Origin of the sequence: Streptomyces sp. NPDC057854, from assembly GCF_042797055.1 — a bacterium.
In the GTDB taxonomy this organism is placed as follows: Bacteria; Actinomycetota; Actinomycetes; order Streptomycetales; family Streptomycetaceae; genus Streptomyces.
In genome coordinates this window covers 98,004-119,013 of record NZ_JBHVMF010000008.1, presented here as the reverse complement: position 1 = coordinate 119,013, position 21,010 = coordinate 98,004, and the positions used below count along the sequence as shown (strand labels likewise).

The window sequence follows — 21,010 nt, the reverse complement described above, 5'->3', positions numbered from 1 at the left end:
AGGAAGGAGCCGACAGGACTGGATACGGCTCCGCACCCATGTCAACGTGGACGACCGTCCGGAATCCCAAGCACATGGAGGTGCTCTGTACCTGCACCATCGCGACGAGCATTCCCACTCCAACCCGACCTACTGGGTCACCCCTCGCCACCTGGCGGGCGACGACGAGTCTCTCGCCGACCAGGTGGCCGCGACCCTCTCGTATGCCGGCTGGCGGATGTGGCCGACTGCCCGCGACACCCTTCTCTACACGAGCCCCAACGGGCTGTGTGGTGCCGAGTGGACACGCGCCGCCTGTTCGTTCGAACTGGGAGACCTTCCGGTTGCCTGGCAGATCTTCGCCCGGTCCCATCCCGATAGCGGCCTGCCTGAGTGGAACGCGTACTTCACCGCCGGCGTCCCCCACGAGGCGCTGACTGACTTCCTTCTCGCCCTCGAGGCCCGCACGGACCCCGCCTTCTCCTTCGATGGCCCAGAGATCGTCCTCTCGGCGGCCTGTGCCCAAGGATGGGTACGCGACATCGACCGCCCGCTCATCGCCGCTCTCGCCCCCGGGCTCTCCGCCAGCATCTCGCTGGAGGAAGTGCCCCCGCTCGTTCGCGATGCCGATCCGCGGCCTGGTCGCTTCGGCTGGCAGGCGTGGGCGGAACCTTCTGTCGGCACCTCGTATCTCTGGTGCGCGACCTTCAGTGGCAGCACGCCTCACGATCTGGTCGCGATCTTCGCCGCCTCGCTCGCCTCCCCCCATCCCGTGCCGCGCTCTTGCCTGCCCGCCGGCGTCGAGGGGCAGCTCGACGTCATCCACCCAGGCACCCGGCGGCGGAGGAGAGCACGCGGATCCGATTGAGGCAGGACAGCGGGCGACGTCAAAACTTCGGGAAGTTTTCGGGAAATCCAGCCGCCAGGGTCCGCCTCTGACCGGATTCAGCCGGACAGATCCAGTCACTGGGGGAGCCTTCCCCGACCCCCTCACCCCCGACCGAAAACCGCCCCTGACCAGCGAAAAGGCCCCTCCCGAAGGAGGGGCCTCGCTGTGCGCCCCCGGCAGGACTCGAACCTGCGGCCAAGTGCTTAGAAGGCACCTGCTCTATCCGCTGAGCTACGGGGGCCGGTGGTGGCCGTGGGCCTGGTGGCCCTGGTGGGTGGGGTGGGGCTGCCGGGACAAGGATAGGGGTCCTGGCGGCTCGGGCCCCGTGCTTCACCTGCGTGGCACGATGTGGAGGTTCGGTGAAGCGAACCGATAATCGCAGGCAGGTGCGATTCGCGCAGCGCTTTTCGCGTCGCTCGGGGCGGGTGTTGTGCAGTCGTTATGCCCGGGCTTCCGGTCGGGCTTCCCTTCTTCGGCGCGCAGGGCCGCCATACGCTTCAAAAACGCTCATAAATTGGGCATTCTTCGCATGTGGTGACCTTGGACGAACGGCCTCAGCTGATCGACGCACTCTCGGCCCTCCGCGACCGAGTCGCGGCCGTGCGTCTTCCCCTGCCCCTGCCGGACGTGCCGCGCGCCCGGCAGACCCGGGCCGAACTGCTCGCGCAGCTCGACGACTACCTGGTGCCCCGGCTGAAGGACCCCGACGCGCCGCTGCTCGCCGTCGTCGGCGGGTCGACCGGTGCCGGGAAGTCCACGCTGGTGAACTCGCTCGTCGGGCGGCGGGTGAGCGAGGCCGGGGTGCTGCGGCCGACCACCCGGACGCCGGTGCTCGTCTGCCACCCGGAGGACCACCACTGGTTCGCCGGCCTCCGGGTGCTGCCGCAGCTCACCCGGGTCTGGCTGCCGCAGGCCGACGAGGAGCACCCCGCGGAGCCGGCCGACGACGGGGACAACGCGCTGCGCGTCGAGACCGCCGCCACCCTGCCGCGCGGCCTCGCGCTCCTCGACGCCCCCGACATCGACTCGCTCGTCGTCGAGAACCGTCTGCTGGCCGCCGAGTTGATCTGCGCCGCCGACATCTGGGTGATGGTCACCACCGCGTCCCGCTACGCCGACGCGGTGCCCTGGCATCTGCTCCGTACCGCCAAGGAGTACGACGCCACCCTCGTCACCGTCCTCGACCGGGTGCCCCACCAGGTCATCGGCGAGGTGTCCCGGCAGTTCTCGGCGCTGCTCGACAAGGCCGGGCTCGGGGACGTCCCCCGCTTCACCATCCCCGAGCTGCCCGAGTCCACCGGCGGCGGCAGCGGACTGCTGCCGGACAGCGCCGTCGCCCCGCTGCGCGGGTGGCTCACCCACCGGGCCGAGGACCCCGCCGCGCGCCAGCAGGCCGTCTCCCGTACCGCCTCCGGGGTCATCGACTCCCTCGACACCCGCCTCCCCGAGCTGGCCGGCGCCGTCGCCGCCCAGTACGCCGCCGCCGTACGCCTCGGGGGCGCCGTCGAGACCGCCTACGCCCGCCAGGGCGCGCGGGTGCGCAAGGAGCTCGGCAAGGGCGCCGTGCTCGCGGGGGACGCCCGGGCCCGCTGGCGCGCCTACCCCCGCGACAGCACCGCCGACGAACTCCTCGACGCCCTCACCGAGTCCCTCGCCGCCCTCCTCCACTGCGCCGTCTCGGCCGCCGAGGAGGCGATCCGGGACGCCCACCGGCGCGAGCCCGCCGCCGCCGCCCTCCGGGCCGTCGCCGGCGCCGACCGGGAGGTCGCCGAGCGGATCGGGATGGAGGTGCGGCGCTGGCGGCGGGTCCTGGAGGAGCTGGCCGACGACGAGGTGCGGTCCGTGGAGAAGCCCTCCGGGCGCGGCGCCGCCCGCACCGCCGTGCCCGACGCCGAGACCGTCGCCGCCCTGCTCGCCACCTCCCTCCTCGGCGGACGCCGCGGCCGCCCGGCGGGCGAACGGCTCGCCGAACTCCTCGGCGCCCAGGCCGCCCTGCGCCTGCGCGACAAGGGCGGCGACCTGGTCCTCACCCACGTCGACCGCGTCCTGCACGCCGAGCGCGACCGCCGCCTCGCGCCCCTCGACGCCCTCGACGTCACCCCTGAGCCGCAGGCGGAGCTGATCGCCGCGCTCTCCGTACTGCAGAAGGAGAAGTGACGTGGCCGAGAAGTCGGTCGGGACGGTCGGGACCGTCGGGACGGATGAGAGTGATGTGACCAGCAGGACGGGCGGGACGGTCGGGACGGACGAGCGCGAGCGGGAGCGGTGGGACGACGGGCTGATCGCCCGGCGGGCCGCCGCGCGGACCACCCCCGAGGAGCCGGCCGCCGGCGACGCCGAGGACGCCGCATCCGCCTCCGAGGACGCCCGGGGATTCGGCGGGAGTTACGGCGGCGGGCTGCGGAGCCGGCTCGACGCGCTGCACGAGCTCGTCGGGCTCTCCCGTACGCGGGTCGAGAGCGACGCCCTCGCCGAGGCCGGACGGGTGCTGGACGAGGCCGCCGCCCGGCAGCGGCTCTCCTCCCGGCACACCGTCGTCGCCCTCGCCGGCGCCACCGGCAGCGGCAAGTCCACCCTCTTCAACGCCCTCGCCGGCGTCGCCGTCTCCGAGACCGGACTGCGCCGCCCGACCACCTCCGCGCCGCTCGCCCTCACCTGGTCGGAGGGGGCCGCCGGGCTCCTCGACCGGCTCGGGGTGCCCGGGCGGCTGCGCCGGCGCCCCCTCGCGGGCGGGGCCGCCGACGCCGACCTCGCCCCGCTCGTCCTCATCGACCTGCCCGACCACGACTCCGCCGTCACCGCTCACCGCGACCAGGTGGACCGGGCGCTCGGCCTCGTCGACGCGGTCATCTGGGTGGTCGATCCCGAGAAGTACGCCGACGCCGCCCTCCACGAGCGCTACCTGCGCCCGCTCGCCGGGCACGCCGAGGTCACCTTCGTGGTGCTGAACCAGGTCGACCGGCTCGGTGCCGAGGCCGCCGAACTCGTCCTCGACGACCTGCGCCGGCTCCTCGACGAGGACGGCATGGCCCTCGGCGAGCACGGCGAGCCCGGCGCCACCGTGCTGCCCGTCTCCGCGCTCACCGGCGAGGGCGTGCCCGAACTCCGCGAACTCCTCGCCCGGTTCGTCCAGGAACGCACCGCGCCGGAGCGCCGCATCGCCGCCGACATCGACGCCGCCGCGGCCCGGCTGCGGCCCGCGTACGTCGCCGACGGGCGGCCGGGGCTCGGGGAGCGGAGCCGGGAGGAGTTCGCGGGGCGGCTCGCCGTCGCGGTCGGCGCGCAGGCGGCGGGCGAGGCCGCCGAGCGGGTCTGGCGGCGCGGCGCCATCCGCGCCTGCGGCTCGCCCTGGCTGCGGCTGCACCGCTGGTACGGGCGCAAGCGCCGGCACGGCTCCACCGATCCGCACCTCGCCGTGCCCGCCGAGGACGAGCTGACCGCACGGCAGCGCGTCGAGCAGGCGGTGCGGATCGTGGCCGACGAGGCGTCGCGGGGGCTGCCCGCGCCCTGGGCCCTGGCCGTACGGGAGGCGGCGACGCGCGGCGCGGAGGGGCTGCCGGAGGCGCTGGACGAGCTGGCGGCCGGCCTCGGCGACCCGGCCGCCCGGCCGCCGCGCCCCGCCTGGTGGCCGGCCGCGGTGCTCGCCCAGGCGCTGATGACGCTCCTTCAGCTGTTCGGCGCGCTCTGGCTGGTCGGGCAGATCGTGGGGGTGGTGGAGCCCGGGTTGCTGCCGCCGGTCCTCATCATGCTGGGCGGGATCGTCGGCGGGCCGCTGATCGAATGGGCCTGCGCGAGCGCGGTGCAGGGGCCGGCGCGGCGGTACGGGCAGGAGGCCGAACGCAAGCTCGCGGAGGCGGCGGCGGCCTGCGGCCGGGCCCGGGTCCTGGACCCCGTCTCGGCCGAACTGCTGCGGTACCGCGAGGTGCGCGAGCAGTACGCGAAGGTGGCCGGGCCCCGGCCGTCACCGCGGATCGTCGGCACGGGCCCCCGCGGCTCCGGCGCCCGCCTCGGCGCCACCCGCTCCGGCGCGCGGCTCCGGTAGGGCCGGGCGCCCGTCACCCGCTCCGGCCCCCGGTGCCGGATGCGAGGCGCCTCCCTCAGCCCCCCGGCCCCCTCCAGGCGTTCACCCTTCCGGGTGGCCGGTTTGTCCACAGTCCGTCGGTCGTCCACAGGCGCCGGCGGACTGTTCGCGTCGCCGTCAGCATGGTGCTCACCAGGACGGACGCAGGAACGGGGAGGGGCCCGAGATGAACGACACGACGGTGACGCTGGTGGGGAACGTGGCGACGGCGGTGGAGTACCGGGACACGGTGGCCGGGTCGGTGGCCCGCTTCCGGTTCGCGGTGACCGCGCGACGGTGGGACCGCGAGCGGGCGGCCTGGACCGACGGGGCCACCAGCTTCTACACGGTCTCGGCCTGGCGGTCGCTCGGCGCCAACCTGGCCGCCTCCGTCTCCGTGGGCGAACCGCTGGTGGTGCACGGCCGGCTGAGGGTGCGTGAGGACGAGCGGGACGGGCAGCGGAAGACGTTCGTGGACGTCGACGCCGTCGCCGTCGGCCACGACCTGACCCGCGGCACCTCCGCCTTCCGGCGGACGACGCGACCCGAACCGGGGGCCGCGGCACAGGCTCCTCCGGGCGCGGGGGAGGGCGACTTGACGGATCGCGAGGTGCCGCAGGGGCTCGTCCCGGCCGACGGAACCGACCCCTGGACGACCGCCGCACACCGGTTGGTAACCGCCCCCTGACCATGTGTCGTGGGGATTTGTCGACCAACTCGCCGGCGGTATAACGATTCCGAGACGGAATGGTTATCTCGTCGTAGGACCGGGGACCGGGGTCTTCCGCCTCCCTAGGATTCCCGAATACTCGTGAGGCACGTGAGCCCATCGAGTCAGTGAGTGCGCTGGCGAGCGCTCCCCCCACGCGAATCGACCACGTTCGCGGAGCCGCTCGCCCGGAGGGGAAATCCATGTTTTCAGTTCGTCGGCCCGGCGCTGCACGCCTCGCCACGGCGACGCTGGTCGCCGGTCTCGTCGCGTCCGCCTCGATAGCCACCGCCGGTCCGGCCTTCGCCGACGGGGGTGCCACGGCGAAGCTGGGCGGCCTCACCGACGAGGTCGGCAAGATCAAGATCACCGAGAAGGACGGTGACGAGTTCACCGAGACCGGCGGTCTCTTCACGATGCAGGTCGAGGGCGGCGGAAACCTCTTCACCTACTGCATCGACCTCTACACGCTGGCGAAGACCGAGTACGACTACAAGGAAGTCGGCTGGGACGAGTCGTCGCTGCACAACAACCCGGACGCCGGCAAGATCCTCTGGATCCTGACCCACGGCTACCCGGAGCAGAAGCTGGAGGACCTCAACGCCAAGATCGGCGCCACGCTCACCAAGGGCGACGCCGCCGCCGGCACGCAGGCCGCGATCTGGACCCTCTCCGACGGCGTCCAGGCGACCCCGCTCGACGAGGACGCCAAGAAGCTGACCGAGTACCTCCTGAAGGAGGCGGTCCAGCTCGACGAGCCGACCGCGTCGCTCTCCCTGGCGCCCGCCTCGGTGAACGGCAAGCCCGGTGAGAAGCTCGGCCCGATCACCGTCACCAGCAGCAAGAAGGAGGGCACCTCGGTCGCCCTCGCCCCCGGCGCCCCCGAGGGCGTCAAGGTCGTCGACGAGGCCGGCAAGCCGGTCACCACCGCCGGCGACGGCAGCAAGCTCTTCTTCGACGTCCCCGCCGGCACCCCCGACGGCGGCGCCGAGCTGACCGCCTCCCTCACCACCGAGGTCCCCCTGGGCCGCGCCTTCGTCTCCATCGACGGCCCGTCCCAGACCCTGATCCTGGCCGGCTCCAGCGCCTCCACCGTCACCGCCAAGGCCGGCGCGAGCTGGGCCAAGACCGGTCCCGTCCCGGCCGTCACGGTCGCCAAGGACTGCGCCGCGGGCGGCCTGGAGATCGTCGCCTCCAACAGCGGCGACGAGCCGTGGACCTTCGACCTGAAGGGCACCTCGCACACGGTCGGCGCGGGCGAGACCAAGACCATCGCCCTCCCGATCGGCGAGGACGAGGCGTACAACTTCACGATCACCGGCCCGAACGGCTTCTCGGAGACCTTCGAGGGCGTCCTCGACTGCAAGACCGCCCCGAGCCCGGAGCCGTCCACCGGCACCCCGTCGGAGACCCCGTCCGGCACCCCGTCGGCCGGCACCCCGTCCGAGACCCCCTCGGCGAGCCCGTCCACCCCGGCGCCCGGCACCACCACCGACGCGGCCACCGGCACCGCCGGCTCCACCGGCACCACCGGTTCGACCGGCACCACCGGCGGTGACCTGGCCGCGACCGGCAGCTCCAACGCCACCCCGATGATCGCCGGCATCGCCGTCGCGCTCGTCCTGGCCGGCGGCGGCGCGGTGTTCTTCCTCCGCAAGAAGAAGGCCGCCCGCTCGTAAGGCAGCCGCACGCACCACGTCACCGGGCGCGCCCGCCCGGTGACGGACGGCCCCGGACGCGCCTGCGCCCGGGGCCGTCGCGCGTCCGCGGCGGCCCTCCGGGGCGGGCGGACCCCGACGGGTTTCCGCCTGGGGGCGGCCGTGCGGCAAGATGGGTGTATCTGCCCACTCACTCTTTGCCGGACGGTTTCCTTTGGCTGAGTACATCTACACGATGCGCAAGACGCGCAAGGCGCACGGCGACAAGGTCATCCTCGATGACGTGACGCTGAGCTTCCTGCCCGGTGCGAAGATCGGTGTGGTCGGCCCGAACGGTGCCGGTAAGTCCACCGTTCTCAAGATCATGGCCGGCCTCGAGCAGCCGTCCAACGGCGACGCCTTCCTCGCCCCCGGCTACTCGGTCGGCATCCTCATGCAGGAGCCGAAGCTCGACGAGAACAAGACCGTCCTGCAGAACGTCGAGGACGGCGTCGCGGAGATCAAGGGCAAGCTCGACCGGTTCAACGCCATCGCCGAGGAGATGGCCACGAACTACACGGACGCGCTCATGGAGGAGATGGGCAAGCTCCAGGAGGACCTGGACCACGCCGAGGCGTGGGACCTGGACGCCCAGCTGGAGCAGGCCATGGACGCCCTCGGCTGCCCGCCCGGCGACTGGCCGGTCAACAACCTCTCCGGTGGCGAGAAGCGCCGCGTGGCGCTCTGCAAGCTGCTCCTGGAGGCCCCCGACCTGCTGCTCCTCGACGAGCCCACCAACCACCTCGACGCCGAGTCGGTGAACTGGCTGGAGCAGCACCTCGCCAAGTACAAGGGCACCGTCGTGGCCATCACCCACGACCGGTACTTCCTCGACAACGTGGCCGAGTGGATCCTGGAGCTCGACCGCGGCCGGGCCCACCCGTACGAGGGCAACTACTCGACCTACCTCCAGAAGAAGGCCGAGCGCCTCAAGGTCGAGGGCAAGAAGGACGAGAAGCGCCAGAAGCGCCTCAAGGAAGAGCTGGAGTGGGTGCGGTCCAACGCCAAGGGGCGTCAGGCCAAGTCCAAGGCGCGTCTCGCGCGCTACGAGGAGATGGCCGCCGAGGCCGAGAAGATGCGGAAGCTGGACTTCGAGGAGATCCAGATCCCGCCGGGCCCGCGCCTGGGCTCCGTCGTCGTCGAGGTCAACAACCTCTCGAAGGCGTTCGGCGAGAAGGTCCTCATCGACGACCTCTCCTTCACCCTGCCCCGCAACGGCATCGTCGGCATCATCGGCCCGAACGGCGCCGGCAAGACCACGCTGTTCAAGATGATCCAGGGCCTGGAGAAGCCGGACTCCGGCGAGATCAAGATCGGCGAGACGGTCAAGATCTCGTACGTCGACCAGGGCCGCGCCAACATCGACCCGAAGAAGACCCTCTGGGCCGTCGTCTCGGACGAGCTGGACTACATCAACGTCGGCCAGGTCGAGATGCCGTCCCGCGCCTACGTCTCCGCGTTCGGCTTCAAGGGCCCGGACCAGCAGAAGCCGGCCGGCGTGCTCTCCGGCGGTGAGCGCAACCGCCTCAACCTCGCGCTCACCCTCAAGCAGGGCGGCAACCTGCTGCTCCTCGACGAGCCCACCAACGACCTCGACGTCGAGACCCTCTCCTCGCTGGAGAACGCGCTCCTCGACTTCCCCGGCTGCGCCGTGGTCGTCTCCCACGACCGCTGGTTCCTCGACCGGGTCGCCACGCACATCCTGGCGTACGAGGGCGACTCCAAGTGGTTCTGGTTCGAGGGCAACTTCGAGTCGTACGAGAAGAACAAGGTCGAGCGGCTCGGCCCGGACGCCACCCGTCCGCACCGCGCCACCCACAAGAAGCTCACCCGGGGCTGAGGCCGACGTGGCGAGGCACCTCTACAGCTGTCCCCTCCGCTGGTCGGACATGGACGCCTTCGGGCACGTCAACAACGTGGTCTTCCTCCGCTACCTGGAGGAGGCCCGGATCGACTTCATGTTCCGGCTGGCGCCCGGGGACGGCAGCCCGTCCTTCTCCGGCGGGTCCGTCGTGGCCCGCCACGAGATCGACTACCTGCGCCCGCTGGTCCACCGGCACGAGCCGGTGACCATCGAGTCGTGGGTCACGAAGATCGGCGCGGCCTCGCTGACGATCGCGTACGAGATCAAGGACCCGGACGTGACCTACGTCCGGGCGTCCACGGTCGTCGTGCCGTTCGACCTGGAGGCGCAGCGCCCCCGCCGCATCACCGAGGAGGAGCGCCGCTTCCTCCAGGAGTACGTCGACGACGGGATGACGTCCGCCGCATGACCGTGCTCGCCCCGCTGCACTTCGCCGACCCCAGGGAGGCGGCGGCCCTCGCCGCCTTCCTGACCCGGCTCGTGCACTACGACCGCGCCGCCGCCGTCCGCCTCCAGGGCGGAGGCGGCGCGCTCGCCGTGTTCGGACGCCCGCCGTCCTTCGAGGTCCTCGCGATCCGCACCGCCCGGCTGGAGGACGCCGTCGACCTCGACGTCACCGTCTCCGCCGGAGAACTCCTCGACGGCGTCGAGGAGGCGGCCGGCAAGGCCGTCGTCCCCGCCGCCGTCACCGGACCGCCGTGGACCGGCGTCCTGCCGCCGCGGACCGGCTGGCGGCCCGTAGAGGGCCTGCCCGGCGCCGCCGAGCTGCGCGGGGCGGTCGCCGCGGCCGTCGCCGAGTTCCGCCGCCGCGACGCGGAACTCCCCGAGGAGCGGCGCACCCGCGCCGAACGCGACCGCCTCGGCCGCGAGATCTGGTCCCGCGTCCTCGGCGCCACCGGTCTGCCGCTGCGGGCCGTGCACGCCGCCCAGTCGCTCGGCTTCCTGCCCCCGCAGGACGTCCCGGTCGCGCTGATGGCCGCCGGTCCGTGGCTGCGGCTCCGCACCCCGTACGGCTCCGTCGCCCTCCGTACGGTCCCCACCGCGCTCACGGTCACCCCGGCCGGCTGACGCCCGGCCGGGCCGGCCCTCAGCCGTTCGCGTCGTCCGGCCACACCCCGATGTGGTCCTGCTCCAGTTCCAGCGCCACGCGGTGCTCCATGCCCAGCGCCTTGGTGTAGTCGGCCGGGAGCTGGAGCCGGCCCGCGCGGTCGAGCATCGCGTACTCCCGGGCCACCAGCGACTCCCGGCCCGCCTCGTCGACCTCGGTGCGGCGCAGCACCTCGGACGAGGTGCGGCCGTCGCGGATCGCGACCGTGCGGCGCACCTCGGAGGCGACGGCCTGGTCGTGGGTGACGATGACGATGGTGGTGCCCAGCTCCTCGTTGGCGCGGCGGAAGGCCGCGAAGACCTGCTCGCCGGTGGCCGAGTCCAGTTCGCCGGTCGGTTCGTCGGCGAGGAGGACCGCCGGGTCGTTGGCGAGGGCGACGGCGATCGCGACCCGCTGCTGCTGGCCGCCGGAGAGCTGGTGGGGCCGCCGGTCCCGGCAGTGGGCGATGTCCATCATCGCGAGCAGTTCCTCGGCCCGTTCGGCCTTCTTCCGCTTGCTTCCCGCCAACTGCATGGGCAGGGCGACGTTCTGGGCGGCCGTCAGGTACGGGAGGAGGTTGCGGGCGGTCTGCTGCCAGACGAAGCCGACCACCTCGCGCCGGTAGCGCAGCCGGTCCTTGCCGGTCATCGCCAGCAGGTCGCAGCCGCCGACCCGGGCCGCCCCGGCGGTGGGCACGTCCAGGCCGGCCAGGATGTTCATCAGCGTCGACTTGCCGGACCCGGACGCCCCGACCAGGGCCATCAGCTCGCCCTCCTTGACGAGCAGGTCGAGCCCCTGGAGCGCCTGCACCTCCACCCCGTCGGTGGTGAAGATCCGTACCAGGCGGTCGCAGGCGATCAGCGCGTCGTGGCCGTACGACGGCCGGTCGCGGTGCGCGTGGGCCCGCCGCTCCAGCTCCTCCAGCGTCGCGTTCGCGGTCGTCGTCATCGTGCGTCTCCTGCCCTGAGTTCCTTCACCGAGCTCCTCCGCCCCGTCCACCACGCCTGGACGCCCGCGGCGGCCCCCGTCAGGAGGACCACGGCCAGCGCCGGCACCACCAGCGACCACGGGTCGGCCCGCAGGGCGATCCCGCCGGCCCCCACCCCGTCCGCCGCCGCGGCCAGCGCCAGCCGGTGCAGGTCGACGCCGGGCGCCAGCAGCGGCACCGTCGCCCAGCCGGCGAGCGCCCCGCCGAGCGCGGCGAACACCGCCGGCGGCACCGCCTCCAGGGCGAGCAGCCGCCGCCCCTGCCCGCGGGTCAGGCCCATCGTCCGCAGCCGGGCGAGGAGCGTCGCCCGCTCGGGGCCGCTGCGCGTCAGCGACAGCAGCACCGCGACGACCGCGTACGCGGCACCGGCTCCGATCGCCGCCGCGTAGAGGCCCTCGGCGCCGGTCTGGAGCGGCGAGTCCACGAAGGCGCCGCGCGCCTCGGCGCGGAGCGCCACCGAGAGGTCCGGGCTCTTCGCGGCGACGGCCGCGCGCAACGCGGTGCCGTCCACGGTGCCGCCGACCAGCAGGGCGGTGTGCCGCACGTTGGTGATGTCGGCGGTGTTGACCACCAGGAAGTCCTCGCCGCGGACGGCCGGCGTGGACTCCCGTACCGCGACGACCTTCACCCGGAAGGCGCCGGCCGCCGCGTTCAGCCGCATCGGCTGGTCGCCGAGGCGGGCGGCGACCTCGGGGGAGGCGAGCGCCGGCAGGATCCGGTCGGTGTCACCGACGGCCTCCCGGCCGCCCTTGCCGGTGGAGGCGAGCAGCGCGGCGGGGAAGGCGCCGTTGCCGGTCCGCTGGGCGAGCCGCGCGTAGGCGACGGGGTCGACGGCGACGAGCGGCGCGCTCATCGGCCGGTCGGTGGAGACCGGCGACGGCAGCGACACGCCGTACTCGATCTGTACGGGCTGCGCCTCGCGGACGCCCTGGACGGAGCGCACGGCGTCGGCGAGCCCGGCCGGCAGGAGCACGCCCTCGGTGCGGCCCTCGACCCGGGCGTCGGACCCGGTGGCGAGCAGCGCGGCCCGGTCGCGGGCCTCGGCCACCCCGGCGAGGACGGAGCCGCCGAACGCGGCCGTGGTGAGCGCCAGGACGAGGGCGAGCAGCGGCAGCACGCCGGTGGCGGAGGAACGGGCGGCGCGGGCCAGGGCGAGCGGCCCGACGACCCCGCGCATCCGCTGCGCGGGCCGGGCCAGCCGGCGCAGCGGCAGCGGCTGGATCCGTACGAGCACGAGGGCGGCGATCACGCCGACGAGCACCGGGGCGGCGCTGACCAGGTGGTCGCCGGCGTCGTCGGTGCCGCGCAGCCGCAGCGAGCCGATCGCGGCCGCCGCGAGGACCAGCAGGGTCAGTTCGGCGACGGTGCGGCGCCGGGAGGGCCGGGCGTCCACCAGGTCCTCGCGGGCGCCGTGCAGCCGGGGCGTCCGGTGCCGCAGCACCGCCCGGACGGGCAGCACCAGGGCGGCGATCAGCGCGACGAGGGCGGCGCCGAGGACCGACGGGAGCAGCGGCGCGGAGCCGGTGAGGGCGGGGGCACCGGGCGTGTCCGGGCCGCGCACCAGGGCCACCGCCGCCACCAGGCCGAGCGCGGCGGCCGGCAGGGCGACGGCGGAGGTCTCGCCGAGCAGCCGGAGGCCGATGCCGGGCAGGGAGGCGCCCCGGCCGCGGAGCAGGGTGAGCTCGCCGTCCCGGCGGCTGAGGAAGAGGCCGCCGGTCATGGCGACGACCACGGCCGCGACGGCGCCGATGCCGAAGACGGCGACGGCGACGACGGGCGAGATGGCGGCCTTCGTCGCCGCGTAGGAGGCGGAGATCTCGTCGAGGCCGGTGCTGACCAGCCCGGTCTCGCCGGTGACCTCGCGGATCTTCGCCGAGACGGGGCCGGTGCGCGCCGAGTCGACGGCGGCGGCGAGCGGGCCGGCGTCCCGCGCGGTCAGGTGGTCGGCGACGACGGGCAGCCGCCAGTAGACCTCGGGGGTCTCGGTGGTGGAGGCGAGGGCGGAGCCCGACTCCGGGGCGAGGAGGAGCCCGGCGCGCCAGTAGCGCTTGGGGTCCGTCGGGTCGTCGGTCAGCGCGAGCACCGGCGCGGACAGCAGCGGTTCCACCGCCCAGTACGGCCGCCGGGGGTCGCGGGGCTCCACGATGCCGGTCACGGTGACGGCGAGCGGCTCGGCGTTCGCGCCCGGCACGTGCACCACGGAACCGGGCTTGAGCCCGAGGGTCTTCGCCGTCGCGGTCGTCGCCACGGCCTCGGGGCGCTCCGCGTCACCGCCGGCCGCGCGGCCCTGCTTCAGCACCGCGTGGGAGGCGAGGCCCGACGGCGAGGCGAGCGTGAACCTGACCTGCACGTGGTCGGGTTGCGGCAGCCACGCGTCCAGTCCGGGGACCGGCTCCATGGTCCGGATCCCGTGGACGGACTCCTCCGGGTCGGTGCGCAGCGGCGCGGGCAGCAGCCGGCGCAGCGCCTCCTGGTCCTTCCGCAGGGTGTCGGGCGTCACCCGGGAGCCGCGTTCCAGGGGGTAGGTGACGACCAGTTCGGACTGGTGGGCGGGGGCGGTACGGATGCCGTGCCGCAGCCCCTCCGTCTCGTACGCGTCCACCACCCGCGGCAGCGCGGCGGCGAGCAGCGCGGTGACGAACACCAGCAGCGCCAGGCCGGCGGCGGCGCCGGGCGCGGCCCGCAGCCGGGTCCGCACCCAGGGCGCGACGGCCCGGGCGCGGGGCCGCCCGGGCTCGGCCGCCGCCGGGGCCGGGGCCTTCTCGGACTCGCCTGCGGGCTGCATCGGGCGGGACTCCTCGCGCGGGTCGTCGGACATCAGTTGTCTCCCTGGTGGCGCAGGGTCACCGCCGGGTCGTTGCGGCGCAGGGCGATCGCCGCGACGACCGCGAGCGGCAGGGCGGCGACTCCGGCGAGGAGCAGCGCCACCTCGCCGAGGGGCAGTTCGACCAGGACGGGCGGCACGGGCCGGGCGGCCTGCCCGGTGAGCACCACCAGCGGCACCACCACGCGGGCCAGCAGGGCGCCGAGGGCGACGCCCACCAGGAGCCCGACGCCGATCAGGACGCCCTGTTCGGCGGCGAGCAGCCGGGCGAGCCGGCGGCGCGGCGCGCCGAGGGCCCGCAGGATCGCGAACTCGGCGGACCGCTCCCGTACCGAACCGGCCGAGCTGACCGCGAAGCCGACCGCGGCCAGCGCCGCCGCGGCGGTGGCGACGGCCATGAGGGCGGTGTGGGGGCCGGCGCCGAGCGGGTCGCCGAGCAGGTCGTCCGCGAGTTCGTCGCGGACGACGAGTTCGCCGGCCTCGCCGGTGGCGTCCGCGCGCAGCGCCCGGACGACGTCGTCGGCCCGGCCGGGCTCGGGGGCCAGCCACCACTCGGTGGGCGCGACCGGCAGGACCCGCCCGGGGCCGTCGAGGGAGCGGTTGACGGCCGCCAGGTCGACGAGGACGCCGCCGCCGTCCTCCGGGACGCGGACGCCGGCCGCCGCGGTGCCGGCCCGGCCGCCGGTGCCGGTCGTCGGCAGGTCCGGCACGACCCGGCCGACGACGACGAAGACCCGCCGGCCGTCGACCATGACCTCCAGCCGCTCGCCGGGCTTCGCCTCGGCGGCGGCCATGAACGCCTCCGACGCGACGGCCGGCAGCGATCCGTCCGTCCGCTCCTCCCCGGCGGTGAGCGGGCCGAGGAGCCCGCCGACCGTGCCGCCGGCCAGGTCCTCGCGCAGCAGCATGGCGCCGGCCAGCCGTCCGGAGTCGACGGCCAGCACGCTCGCGGTGCGGCCGGCCAGGTCCATGGCGGTCCGGTGGACCGGGGTGACCTCCCGGACCCCGGGCACGGCGGCGAGCCGCGCCGCCCGGCCCGGGTCGCCGGGGCCGGTGCCCAGCACCCGCACCTCGGCGCCGGCCCGGAAGTCCGCCTGGTCGTGCTGCGACCGCTCCCACGAGTTGCTCTGGCCGATCGCCAGCATGCCCATCGCGACGGCGAGGACCAGCAGCAGCACCGGCCCGGCGCCGCGCAGCGGGCGGCGGCTGAACTGCCAGCCGGCCAGCGCCGCGGAGAGCCCCCGGCCGGCGGCGGCGCGCCGCTCGGCCAGCCGGGCGGCGGGCGGCAGCAGACGGAGCGTCAGCACGGTGCCGGCGAGCAGCGCGAGCGCGGGCGCGGCCACCAGCACCGGGTCGATCCCGGAGCCGTCGGCGGCGGCCTCCGGGGTCCGCTGGAGCTGCCACAGCGCGATGCCCGCGACGAGCAGCAGCGCGACGTCCGCGCCGGCCCGCACCGGCCAGGGCAGGGTGCCGCCGCGGGCCTTGCGCAGCGACACGGCGTCGCCGTCCCGGGCGCCGAGCGCGGGGGCGACGACCGCCGCCGCGCAGACGAGGGCGACGGCGACGGCGACCAGCCACACCGTCGCCGACGGCGAGGTGTCGAGCCGGACGCCGAGCGAGGAGAGCGCGGACCGCTCGGCGAAGAGCCGGGTCAGCGGGCCGGACAGCAGCGGGGCGGCGACCGCGGCGGGCAGCGCGAGCAGCAGCGCCTCGGCGGCGGCGAGACCGGCGATCCGGCGCCGGGAGCCGCCGCGGGCGCGCAGCAGCGCGGTCTCGCCGGAGCGTTCGGTGCTGAGCAGCCGGGCGACGAGCAGCAGCGCGTAGGCGGCGAGCAGCACCAGCTGGACGGCGACGATCAGGAGGGTCGACCGGGAGACCGCGAGGGCGCGTTCGGTCTGCGCGAGGACGGTCGGCAGGCCGGTGACCGCGTCGATCGTGGTGCCGAAGGCGGTGGTGTCCTCGGCCAGCCGCCGCACCTCCCGCTCCGCCGCCTCGCGCAGCGGCGCGATCCCGCCGGTGTCGAGGCCGGAGAAGTCGGCGGAGCCCAGCCACGCGGTCTCGCCGGCGGTGACGGCGCCGGAGGCGAGCACCGACGGGTCGGCGAGCAGCGGCCCGTACGTGGTGAAGGAGACGGTCCGCACGCCGCGCCCGCCGGCCGGGTCGAGCAGCCAGTACGGGTCGGTGACGTCGGCCGGCGCGTACACGCCGGTGATCCGGACCCGCAGGTCCTTCTCGGCGAGCCGGTCGGTGAGGACGAGGACCGTGCCGGGTCCGGTCCGCAGCCGCTTCGCCGCCTCCTGCGGCAGCGCCGCCTCCAGGACGCCGCCGGGGCGGCCCGCCTTCGGCCAGGCGCCGCCGACGAGGGTGAGCCGGGAGCGGTCGAGCGCCGCGAAGTGGGTGAGGTCGGGGTCGCCGGCGCGAGCCGCGGGCGGCTGGAGGGAGCGGGGCAGCGCGTACGCCCCCGAGGCCTCCAGACGCCGGACGGTGACGGGCAGTCCGGCGAAGGCGCGCCGGGCGCCGTCGGCGACGGCCCGGTCGGCGTCGTCCCGCCGGTCGGCCGGGATCTGCCCGGAGACCCGCAGGGTCGCGGCGGCGGCGGAACGGTCGCGCAGCCCGGCCTGGAGCGCGGCGTTCCCGATGGAGCCGGAGAAGCCGGCGAGCGTCGCGAGGACCGCGGTGGTCAGGACGACGGCGAGCAGCGCCGCGCCGAGGAGCAGGCGGTGCGCCCTCACGCGCAGAAATACGAACCCCGTCACCCATCCCCCTGGCCGCTCCGCGCGCGTCCGCGTGCCCCGAACGCCTGTCGAACCCTCGAAAACGTTCTGGGAATGCTTTCATCGGCCACCGGTCGCTGGAAACCGCTTGCGCGCCGACCTTGATGGGATCGTGACCGTTATCCGGTCAGACGTCCCCGGAATGTGTTCATCCGGTGGCGCGGAGTGGTCTCGACCTCTTCGAGCGGTCGTGTGTGGGGTAGGCGGGGGGGGGGCTGGTTCAGCCGGGGGTGTTGATCATCGACGCGGCGGCGTACGTCATGTACCGCCACAACTGCGCGTCGTGCTCCGGCGCCAGCTCCAGGCTGTCGAGCGCGTCGCGCATGTGCCGGAGCCACGCGTCGTGCGCGGCCCGGTCGACGGTGAACGGCGCGTGCCGCATGCGCAGCCGGGGGTGGCCGCGGCGCTCGCTGTACGTGCCGGGGCCGCCCCAGTACTGCATGAGGAAGAGCGCGAACCGCTCCTCGGCGGGACCGAGGTCCTCCTCGGGGTACATCGGGCGGAGCAGCGGGTCCCCGGCGACGCCTTCGTAGAAGCGCCGGACGAGGCGGCGGAACGTCTCCTCGCCGCCGACCTGCTCGTAGAAGGTCTGCTCCTGCACCGTGCCGTCCCCGGGAATCTCGTTCACCGTTCCATCGTCTCAGACGGGGCGGCGGAGGACCGGAGGTCTAGGACCCCCGGCCCTCCGGCCCTCCGGTCTTCCGGCCGTCCCGCTCAGCCGCGCCGGACGGTGATCGTCGTCCAGGCGCCGACGTGCACCCGGTCGCCGTCCTGGAGCTGGACGGGGACGTACGGCTGGATCGGCTCGTCGCCGCCGTTGACCGTGGTGCCGTTGGTGGAGTTCTGGTCCACCACCGCCCACGAGCCGTCCGGCTGCTGCACCAGCACCGCGTGCTGGTGCGACACGCCCGGGTCCTCCGGCGGCACCGCCAGGTCGATGTCGGGGGACTCGCCGGTGGAGTGCCGGCGGCGCCCGATGGACACCTGGTTGCCCTGCAGCGGCAGCTGCTGCGGCGGCGCGTACGCGGGCAGGTTGAGCCCCGACGCCTCCGGGCCGCTGCGGCGCATCATCGCCATGAAGTAGTCCCGGTCCGGCCCGATGTGCGCGACCCACTGCTGCGGCCGCGGCGGCTGGGGAGCCCGCGGCGGCTGCGGGGCCGGTGCCGGTGCCGGGGGCTGGGCCTGGGACGGCGGGGACAGCACCCAGTCGTCGTCGGCGGCGGCACGCGGCGGCGGCGCCTGGTGGTGCGTCGGCTCACCGCCGAGCGGCTCGGCCGGCCGGTTCACCTGCGACGGCCGCGAGTCGTGGTACCCGAACGGGTCCTGCGGCGCGGCGGGCGCGGGCGGCGCCGGCGGGGCGGGTGGCGCCGGCCGGAAGCCCTGCGGCGGTGCGGGCGGCCGGTTGGCCGGGGCGATCGGCGTGTACGAGGTCGCGGTGCCGGTCAGGAAGTTCCACCGGCACTCCTCGCAGTACGGCGCCATGTGCTCGCGCGGCGTCCGGCACTGCGGACACAGCTCCGCCTGAGCGGTGGCGTTCGGATCGCCGCCCGCGGAGAACCCCGCGGATGCGGCGGGCGGCGCACCGGGGCCGCCGTGCCCGGGGCCGGGCCCGCCGGGGAAGCCGGGCCCGCCGGGACCGCCCGGGGCGGGCGGGAAGCCGGGAGCACCGGCCGGACCGCCACCCGGGAAGCCGGGACCGCCGGAGCCCGAGGGACCGCCCGGGAAGCCGGGACCGTCGGGGGAGCCGGGACGACCGGGCCCCTCCGGGGCGCCGGGCCTGCCGGGACCGCCCGGGAAGCCGGAGCCGTCAGGGGAGCCGGGGCGGTCGGCGCCGGTCGGGGCGCCGGGGCCGCCGGGGGGCGCCGGGGGGAAGCCGGGGCGGTCGGAGCCGGGGCCGTTGGCGAAGCCGGAACCGCCCGGGCCGCCGGGGCCGCCGGGGAAGGGGGGACCGTCAGGGGAGCCGGGGCGACCGGGCCCCTCCGGGGCGCCGGGCCTGCCGGGACCGCCCGGGAAGCCGGGGCCGTCGGGCGCACCGGGGCGGTCGGAGCCGGTCGGGGCACCGGGGTGGCCGGGCGCGCCCGGTCCGTCGGGGAAGCCCGGGCGGCCGGGGCCGCCGGGGGCGTTCGGCGGGAAGCCGGGACGGTCGGCGCCACCGGGCGCACCGGGGCCGCCGGAGAAGCCGGGGCCTCCCGGCGCACCGGGGCCGGCCGGGCCGTCGCCGTACGGGGGGCGGCCGGGAGCGTTCGGGCTCGGCGGGGGGCCGGGGAAGCCGGGACCACCGGGAGCGCCCGGGCCGTTGGAGAAGCCGGGGCCGCCCGGCGTACCAGGACCGCCGCCCTGTGCGCCGGGGCCGTCGGGGAAGCCCGGGCGGCCGGGGCCGCCAGGGGCGTTCGGCGGGAAGCCGGGACGGTCGGGGCCGGGGCCGCCGGAGAAGTTCGGGTTTCCCGGCGCACCTGGGCCGCCGGGCGCGCCCGGGCCACCGGAGAAGTCGGGGCCGCCCGGCGTACGGGGGCCGCCCGGGTTGCCGGGAGCGCCAGGGCCGCCGGCAGGCGCACCGGGGCCGTTCGGGGAGTTCGGGTGGGGGTGGCCGTAGGCCGGCGGGGGGCCGGGGGGAGCCGGGGGGCCCGGGGGAGGGGGCGGGGTGGGGGCCGCAGGCGCGCCCGCCCCGGCCATGCGATGGCCGCAGACCTCGCACCAGTCGTCGGAGACCGACTGGTGTCCGTTCGGGCAGGTCGGCATGTCGGTGCTTCCCCCTCTCGTCGTCCGGCCCGGCGGACCGGGCTACCTCTTGACGCGAACGGTCTTGGTGGAGCGCGTCTCGAGTGTCATCTCGTCCGCCTCCGCGACCTTCGCCTTCAACCGCACAGTACCCGCCGCCGCGTCGACCACGTCCACCACCTTCGAAAGGAGTTTCGCGGTATCGGCGTTCCCGGAGGCCACCGCGAGCTGCACCGCGCGGCCCAGTTTCGCGGTCGCTCCGTCCTGATCGCCCGATTTGCGGGCGTCCAGACCGGCCTGGATGGCGTCCGCGAGCTCCGCCTGGCCCGTGTAGTGCGCGACCTGGGGGTGGATCGCCGTGGTCATCGCCACGTCGTGCGTCCACACGGCCCGTATCAGTCCTTGGGACGCCTGCCGGGCGTCGCCGCCGGCCGGGTCGGGGACGATCAGGGAGACCCGGGCGGCGAGCATCTCCTGCCCGACCGTGTTCGCCGGCACCCGCACGCGCACGTGGTAGTCGCGGGACTCGTCGCCCCAGGACCCGGTGGGGTAGTCCCCGGAGCGCGGGCCCGTGTCCGTGCGGCGGGCCGTGAGGTCCACCACGGCCGGGGCGACCTGCTTGACGAAGACGAGCTCCGCGCCGACCGGCGTCCACAGCCGCAGCGCCACGTCGGCGACGCCCTTGCCCATGACGTTCTCCATCATGGCGGTGAAGTCGGCGGCGAGCCCGGCGGGGTCGGCGACGATGTCGGCGGACCCGAGCAGCGCCGAGGCGATCCCGGTGACCTCCTTGACCTCCCAGTCCGTGCCGACGCCCCGCGCGTCGCACGTGAAGCGGCCCGCGCAGGCGTCGAGCGCGGCCCGCAGCGCCTCGGGGGACTCGTGCTCGTTGCGCCCGTCGGTGAGCAGGACGGCGTGCCGGATGACCAGGTCCTCGTCGCCGAGGAGCGCGTCGGCGAGCCGCAGCCAGGTGCCGATCGCGGTGCCGCCGTCGGCGGTGAGCCCGGCCAGCGCCTCCTTGGCCTCGGCGCGGGTCCGGGCGCCGGCGACGGCGAGCCGCCCGTGCTCCGGGTAGAGCGGGACGGCCCGGTGGTTGCCGGCGACGACGGCGAACGAGGTGCCGTCCCGGAGGGTGTCGATCGCGGCGGCGGTCGCGGCCCGGGCGCCCTCCATCTTGGCCGGCGGGTAGTCCATCGAACCCGAGCAGTCGACCATGATCACCACTCCGGCGGGGCCGCCGGCCGTGACGCCCCGCGCGCCGCTGGTGCCGCCGCCGGTCGCGGTGACGGTGACGATGGCGTCGACGTCCCGCCCGCCGTCCGGCAGGTACGCGTTCTGGTAGACGTCCACCGAGAACTGCGGCACGGACGGCTTGGCGAAGTTCGCCATCTGGTTTCGGCTCCTCGGCGACGAAGGGCGGT

At 75.4% G+C, this 21,010-nt stretch carries 14 protein-coding genes and 1 tRNA gene; 8 read left to right on the top strand and 7 right to left on the bottom strand.

Annotated elements, in window-relative coordinates:
- Window positions 1-91 precede the first annotated feature (91 nt).
- Window positions 92-847 carry a DUF317 domain-containing protein gene (locus ACFVQZ_RS13975; protein WP_383622243.1) on the top strand — a complete coding sequence of 252 codons (756 nt, stop codon included), beginning with the start codon at window positions 92-94 and terminating at the stop codon, window positions 845-847.
- Window positions 848-1,036: 189 nt separating this feature from the next.
- On the opposite strand, the gene ACFVQZ_RS13970 is transcribed toward ACFVQZ_RS13975, so the two are convergent.
- Window positions 1,037-1,109, bottom strand: a tRNA-Arg gene (locus ACFVQZ_RS13970).
- 299 nt (window positions 1,110-1,408) lie between these two features.
- On the opposite strand from ACFVQZ_RS13970, the gene ACFVQZ_RS13965 reads away from it, so the two are divergent.
- The 7 genes from ACFVQZ_RS13965 to ACFVQZ_RS13935 all read left to right on the top strand — a co-directional run bounded on the left by ACFVQZ_RS13965 (window position 1,409) and on the right by ACFVQZ_RS13935 (window position 10,266).
- The gene (locus ACFVQZ_RS13965) at window positions 1,409-3,025 is read left to right on the top strand and encodes a dynamin family protein (protein ID WP_383621940.1); all 1,617 of its coding nucleotides are present in this window, start codon (window positions 1,409-1,411) and stop codon (window positions 3,023-3,025) included.
- Between the two features lie 55 nt (window positions 3,026-3,080).
- Window positions 3,081-4,910, top strand: coding sequence for a GTPase (locus tag ACFVQZ_RS13960; RefSeq protein WP_383621937.1), 1,830 nt, complete (start codon window positions 3,081-3,083; stop codon window positions 4,908-4,910).
- Window positions 4,911-5,115: 205 nt separating this feature from the next.
- On the top strand, window positions 5,116-5,616 hold the full coding sequence (locus tag ACFVQZ_RS13955) for a single-stranded DNA-binding protein (protein ID WP_036414339.1): 501 nt from the start codon (window positions 5,116-5,118) through the stop codon (window positions 5,614-5,616).
- A 224-nt stretch (window positions 5,617-5,840) separates the two neighbouring features.
- Entirely contained in the window at window positions 5,841-7,316 is a 1,476-nt protein-coding gene (locus ACFVQZ_RS13950) for an LAETG motif-containing sortase-dependent surface protein (protein WP_030494011.1), read from the top strand.
- A gap of 193 nt (window positions 7,317-7,509) precedes the next feature.
- A complete protein-coding gene (gene ettA, locus ACFVQZ_RS13945; RefSeq protein ID WP_030494012.1) occupies window positions 7,510-9,174 on the top strand; it encodes an energy-dependent translational throttle protein EttA in 1,665 nt (554 codons plus the stop codon).
- A 7-nt stretch (window positions 9,175-9,181) separates the two neighbouring features.
- Window positions 9,182-9,607, top strand: coding sequence for a thioesterase family protein (locus ACFVQZ_RS13940; RefSeq protein WP_362104401.1), 426 nt, complete (start codon window positions 9,182-9,184; stop codon window positions 9,605-9,607).
- On the top strand, window positions 9,604-10,266 hold the full coding sequence (locus ACFVQZ_RS13935; protein ID WP_383621932.1) for a hypothetical protein: 663 nt from the start codon (window positions 9,604-9,606) through the stop codon (window positions 10,264-10,266). Before ACFVQZ_RS13940 ends, ACFVQZ_RS13935 begins: the two co-directional genes overlap by 4 nt.
- A 19-nt stretch (window positions 10,267-10,285) precedes the next feature.
- On the opposite strand, the gene ACFVQZ_RS13930 is transcribed toward ACFVQZ_RS13935, so the two are convergent.
- The 6 genes from ACFVQZ_RS13930 to ACFVQZ_RS13905 form a co-directional block, all read right to left on the bottom strand.
- Window positions 10,286-11,233 carry an ABC transporter ATP-binding protein gene (locus ACFVQZ_RS13930; RefSeq protein WP_383621929.1) on the bottom strand — a complete coding sequence of 316 codons (948 nt, stop codon included), beginning with the start codon at window positions 11,231-11,233 and terminating at the stop codon, window positions 10,286-10,288.
- Complete coding sequence (locus ACFVQZ_RS13925; RefSeq protein ID WP_383621926.1) at window positions 11,230-14,091, bottom strand: FtsX-like permease family protein; 2,862 nt, start codon at window positions 14,089-14,091, stop codon at window positions 11,230-11,232. Before ACFVQZ_RS13925 ends, ACFVQZ_RS13930 begins: the two co-directional genes overlap by 4 nt.
- Window positions 14,091-16,853 carry an FtsX-like permease family protein gene (locus tag ACFVQZ_RS13920; protein ID WP_383621923.1) on the bottom strand — a complete coding sequence of 921 codons (2,763 nt, stop codon included), beginning with the start codon at window positions 16,851-16,853 and terminating at the stop codon, window positions 14,091-14,093. Before ACFVQZ_RS13920 ends, ACFVQZ_RS13925 begins: the two co-directional genes overlap by 1 nt.
- Window positions 16,854-17,091: 238 nt before the next feature.
- A complete protein-coding gene (locus ACFVQZ_RS13915) occupies window positions 17,092-17,499 on the bottom strand; it encodes a globin (RefSeq protein ID WP_030494018.1) in 408 nt (135 codons plus the stop codon).
- Window positions 17,500-17,585: 86 nt separating this feature from the next.
- On the bottom strand, window positions 17,586-18,353 hold the full coding sequence (locus tag ACFVQZ_RS13910) for an FHA domain-containing protein (protein ID WP_383621920.1): 768 nt from the start codon (window positions 18,351-18,353) through the stop codon (window positions 17,586-17,588).
- 1,299 nt (window positions 18,354-19,652) lie between these two features.
- Window positions 19,653-20,978, bottom strand: coding sequence for a VWA domain-containing protein (locus tag ACFVQZ_RS13905; RefSeq protein WP_383621917.1), 1,326 nt, complete (start codon window positions 20,976-20,978; stop codon window positions 19,653-19,655).
- Window positions 20,979-21,010 lie beyond the last annotated feature (32 nt).

Coding starts and splice junctions, on each gene's coding strand:
- ACFVQZ_RS13955 (WP_036414339.1), top strand. CDS start 5,116: ATGAACGACACGACGGTGACGCTGGTGGGGAACGTGGCGACGGCGGTG.
- ACFVQZ_RS13950 (WP_030494011.1), top strand. CDS start 5,841: ATGTTTTCAGTTCGTCGGCCCGGCGCTGCACGCCTCGCCACGGCGACG.
- ACFVQZ_RS13935 (WP_383621932.1), top strand. CDS start 9,604: ATGACCGTGCTCGCCCCGCTGCACTTCGCCGACCCCAGGGAGGCGGCG.
- ACFVQZ_RS13930 (WP_383621929.1), bottom strand. CDS start 11,233: ATGACGACGACCGCGAACGCGACGCTGGAGGAGCTGGAGCGGCGGGCC.
- ACFVQZ_RS13925 (WP_383621926.1), bottom strand. CDS start 14,091: ATGTCCGACGACCCGCGCGAGGAGTCCCGCCCGATGCAGCCCGCAGGC.
- ACFVQZ_RS13910 (WP_383621920.1), bottom strand. CDS start 18,353: ATGGCGCCGTACTGCGAGGAGTGCCGGTGGAACTTCCTGACCGGCACC.
- ACFVQZ_RS13905 (WP_383621917.1), bottom strand. CDS start 20,978: ATGGCGAACTTCGCCAAGCCGTCCGTGCCGCAGTTCTCGGTGGACGTC.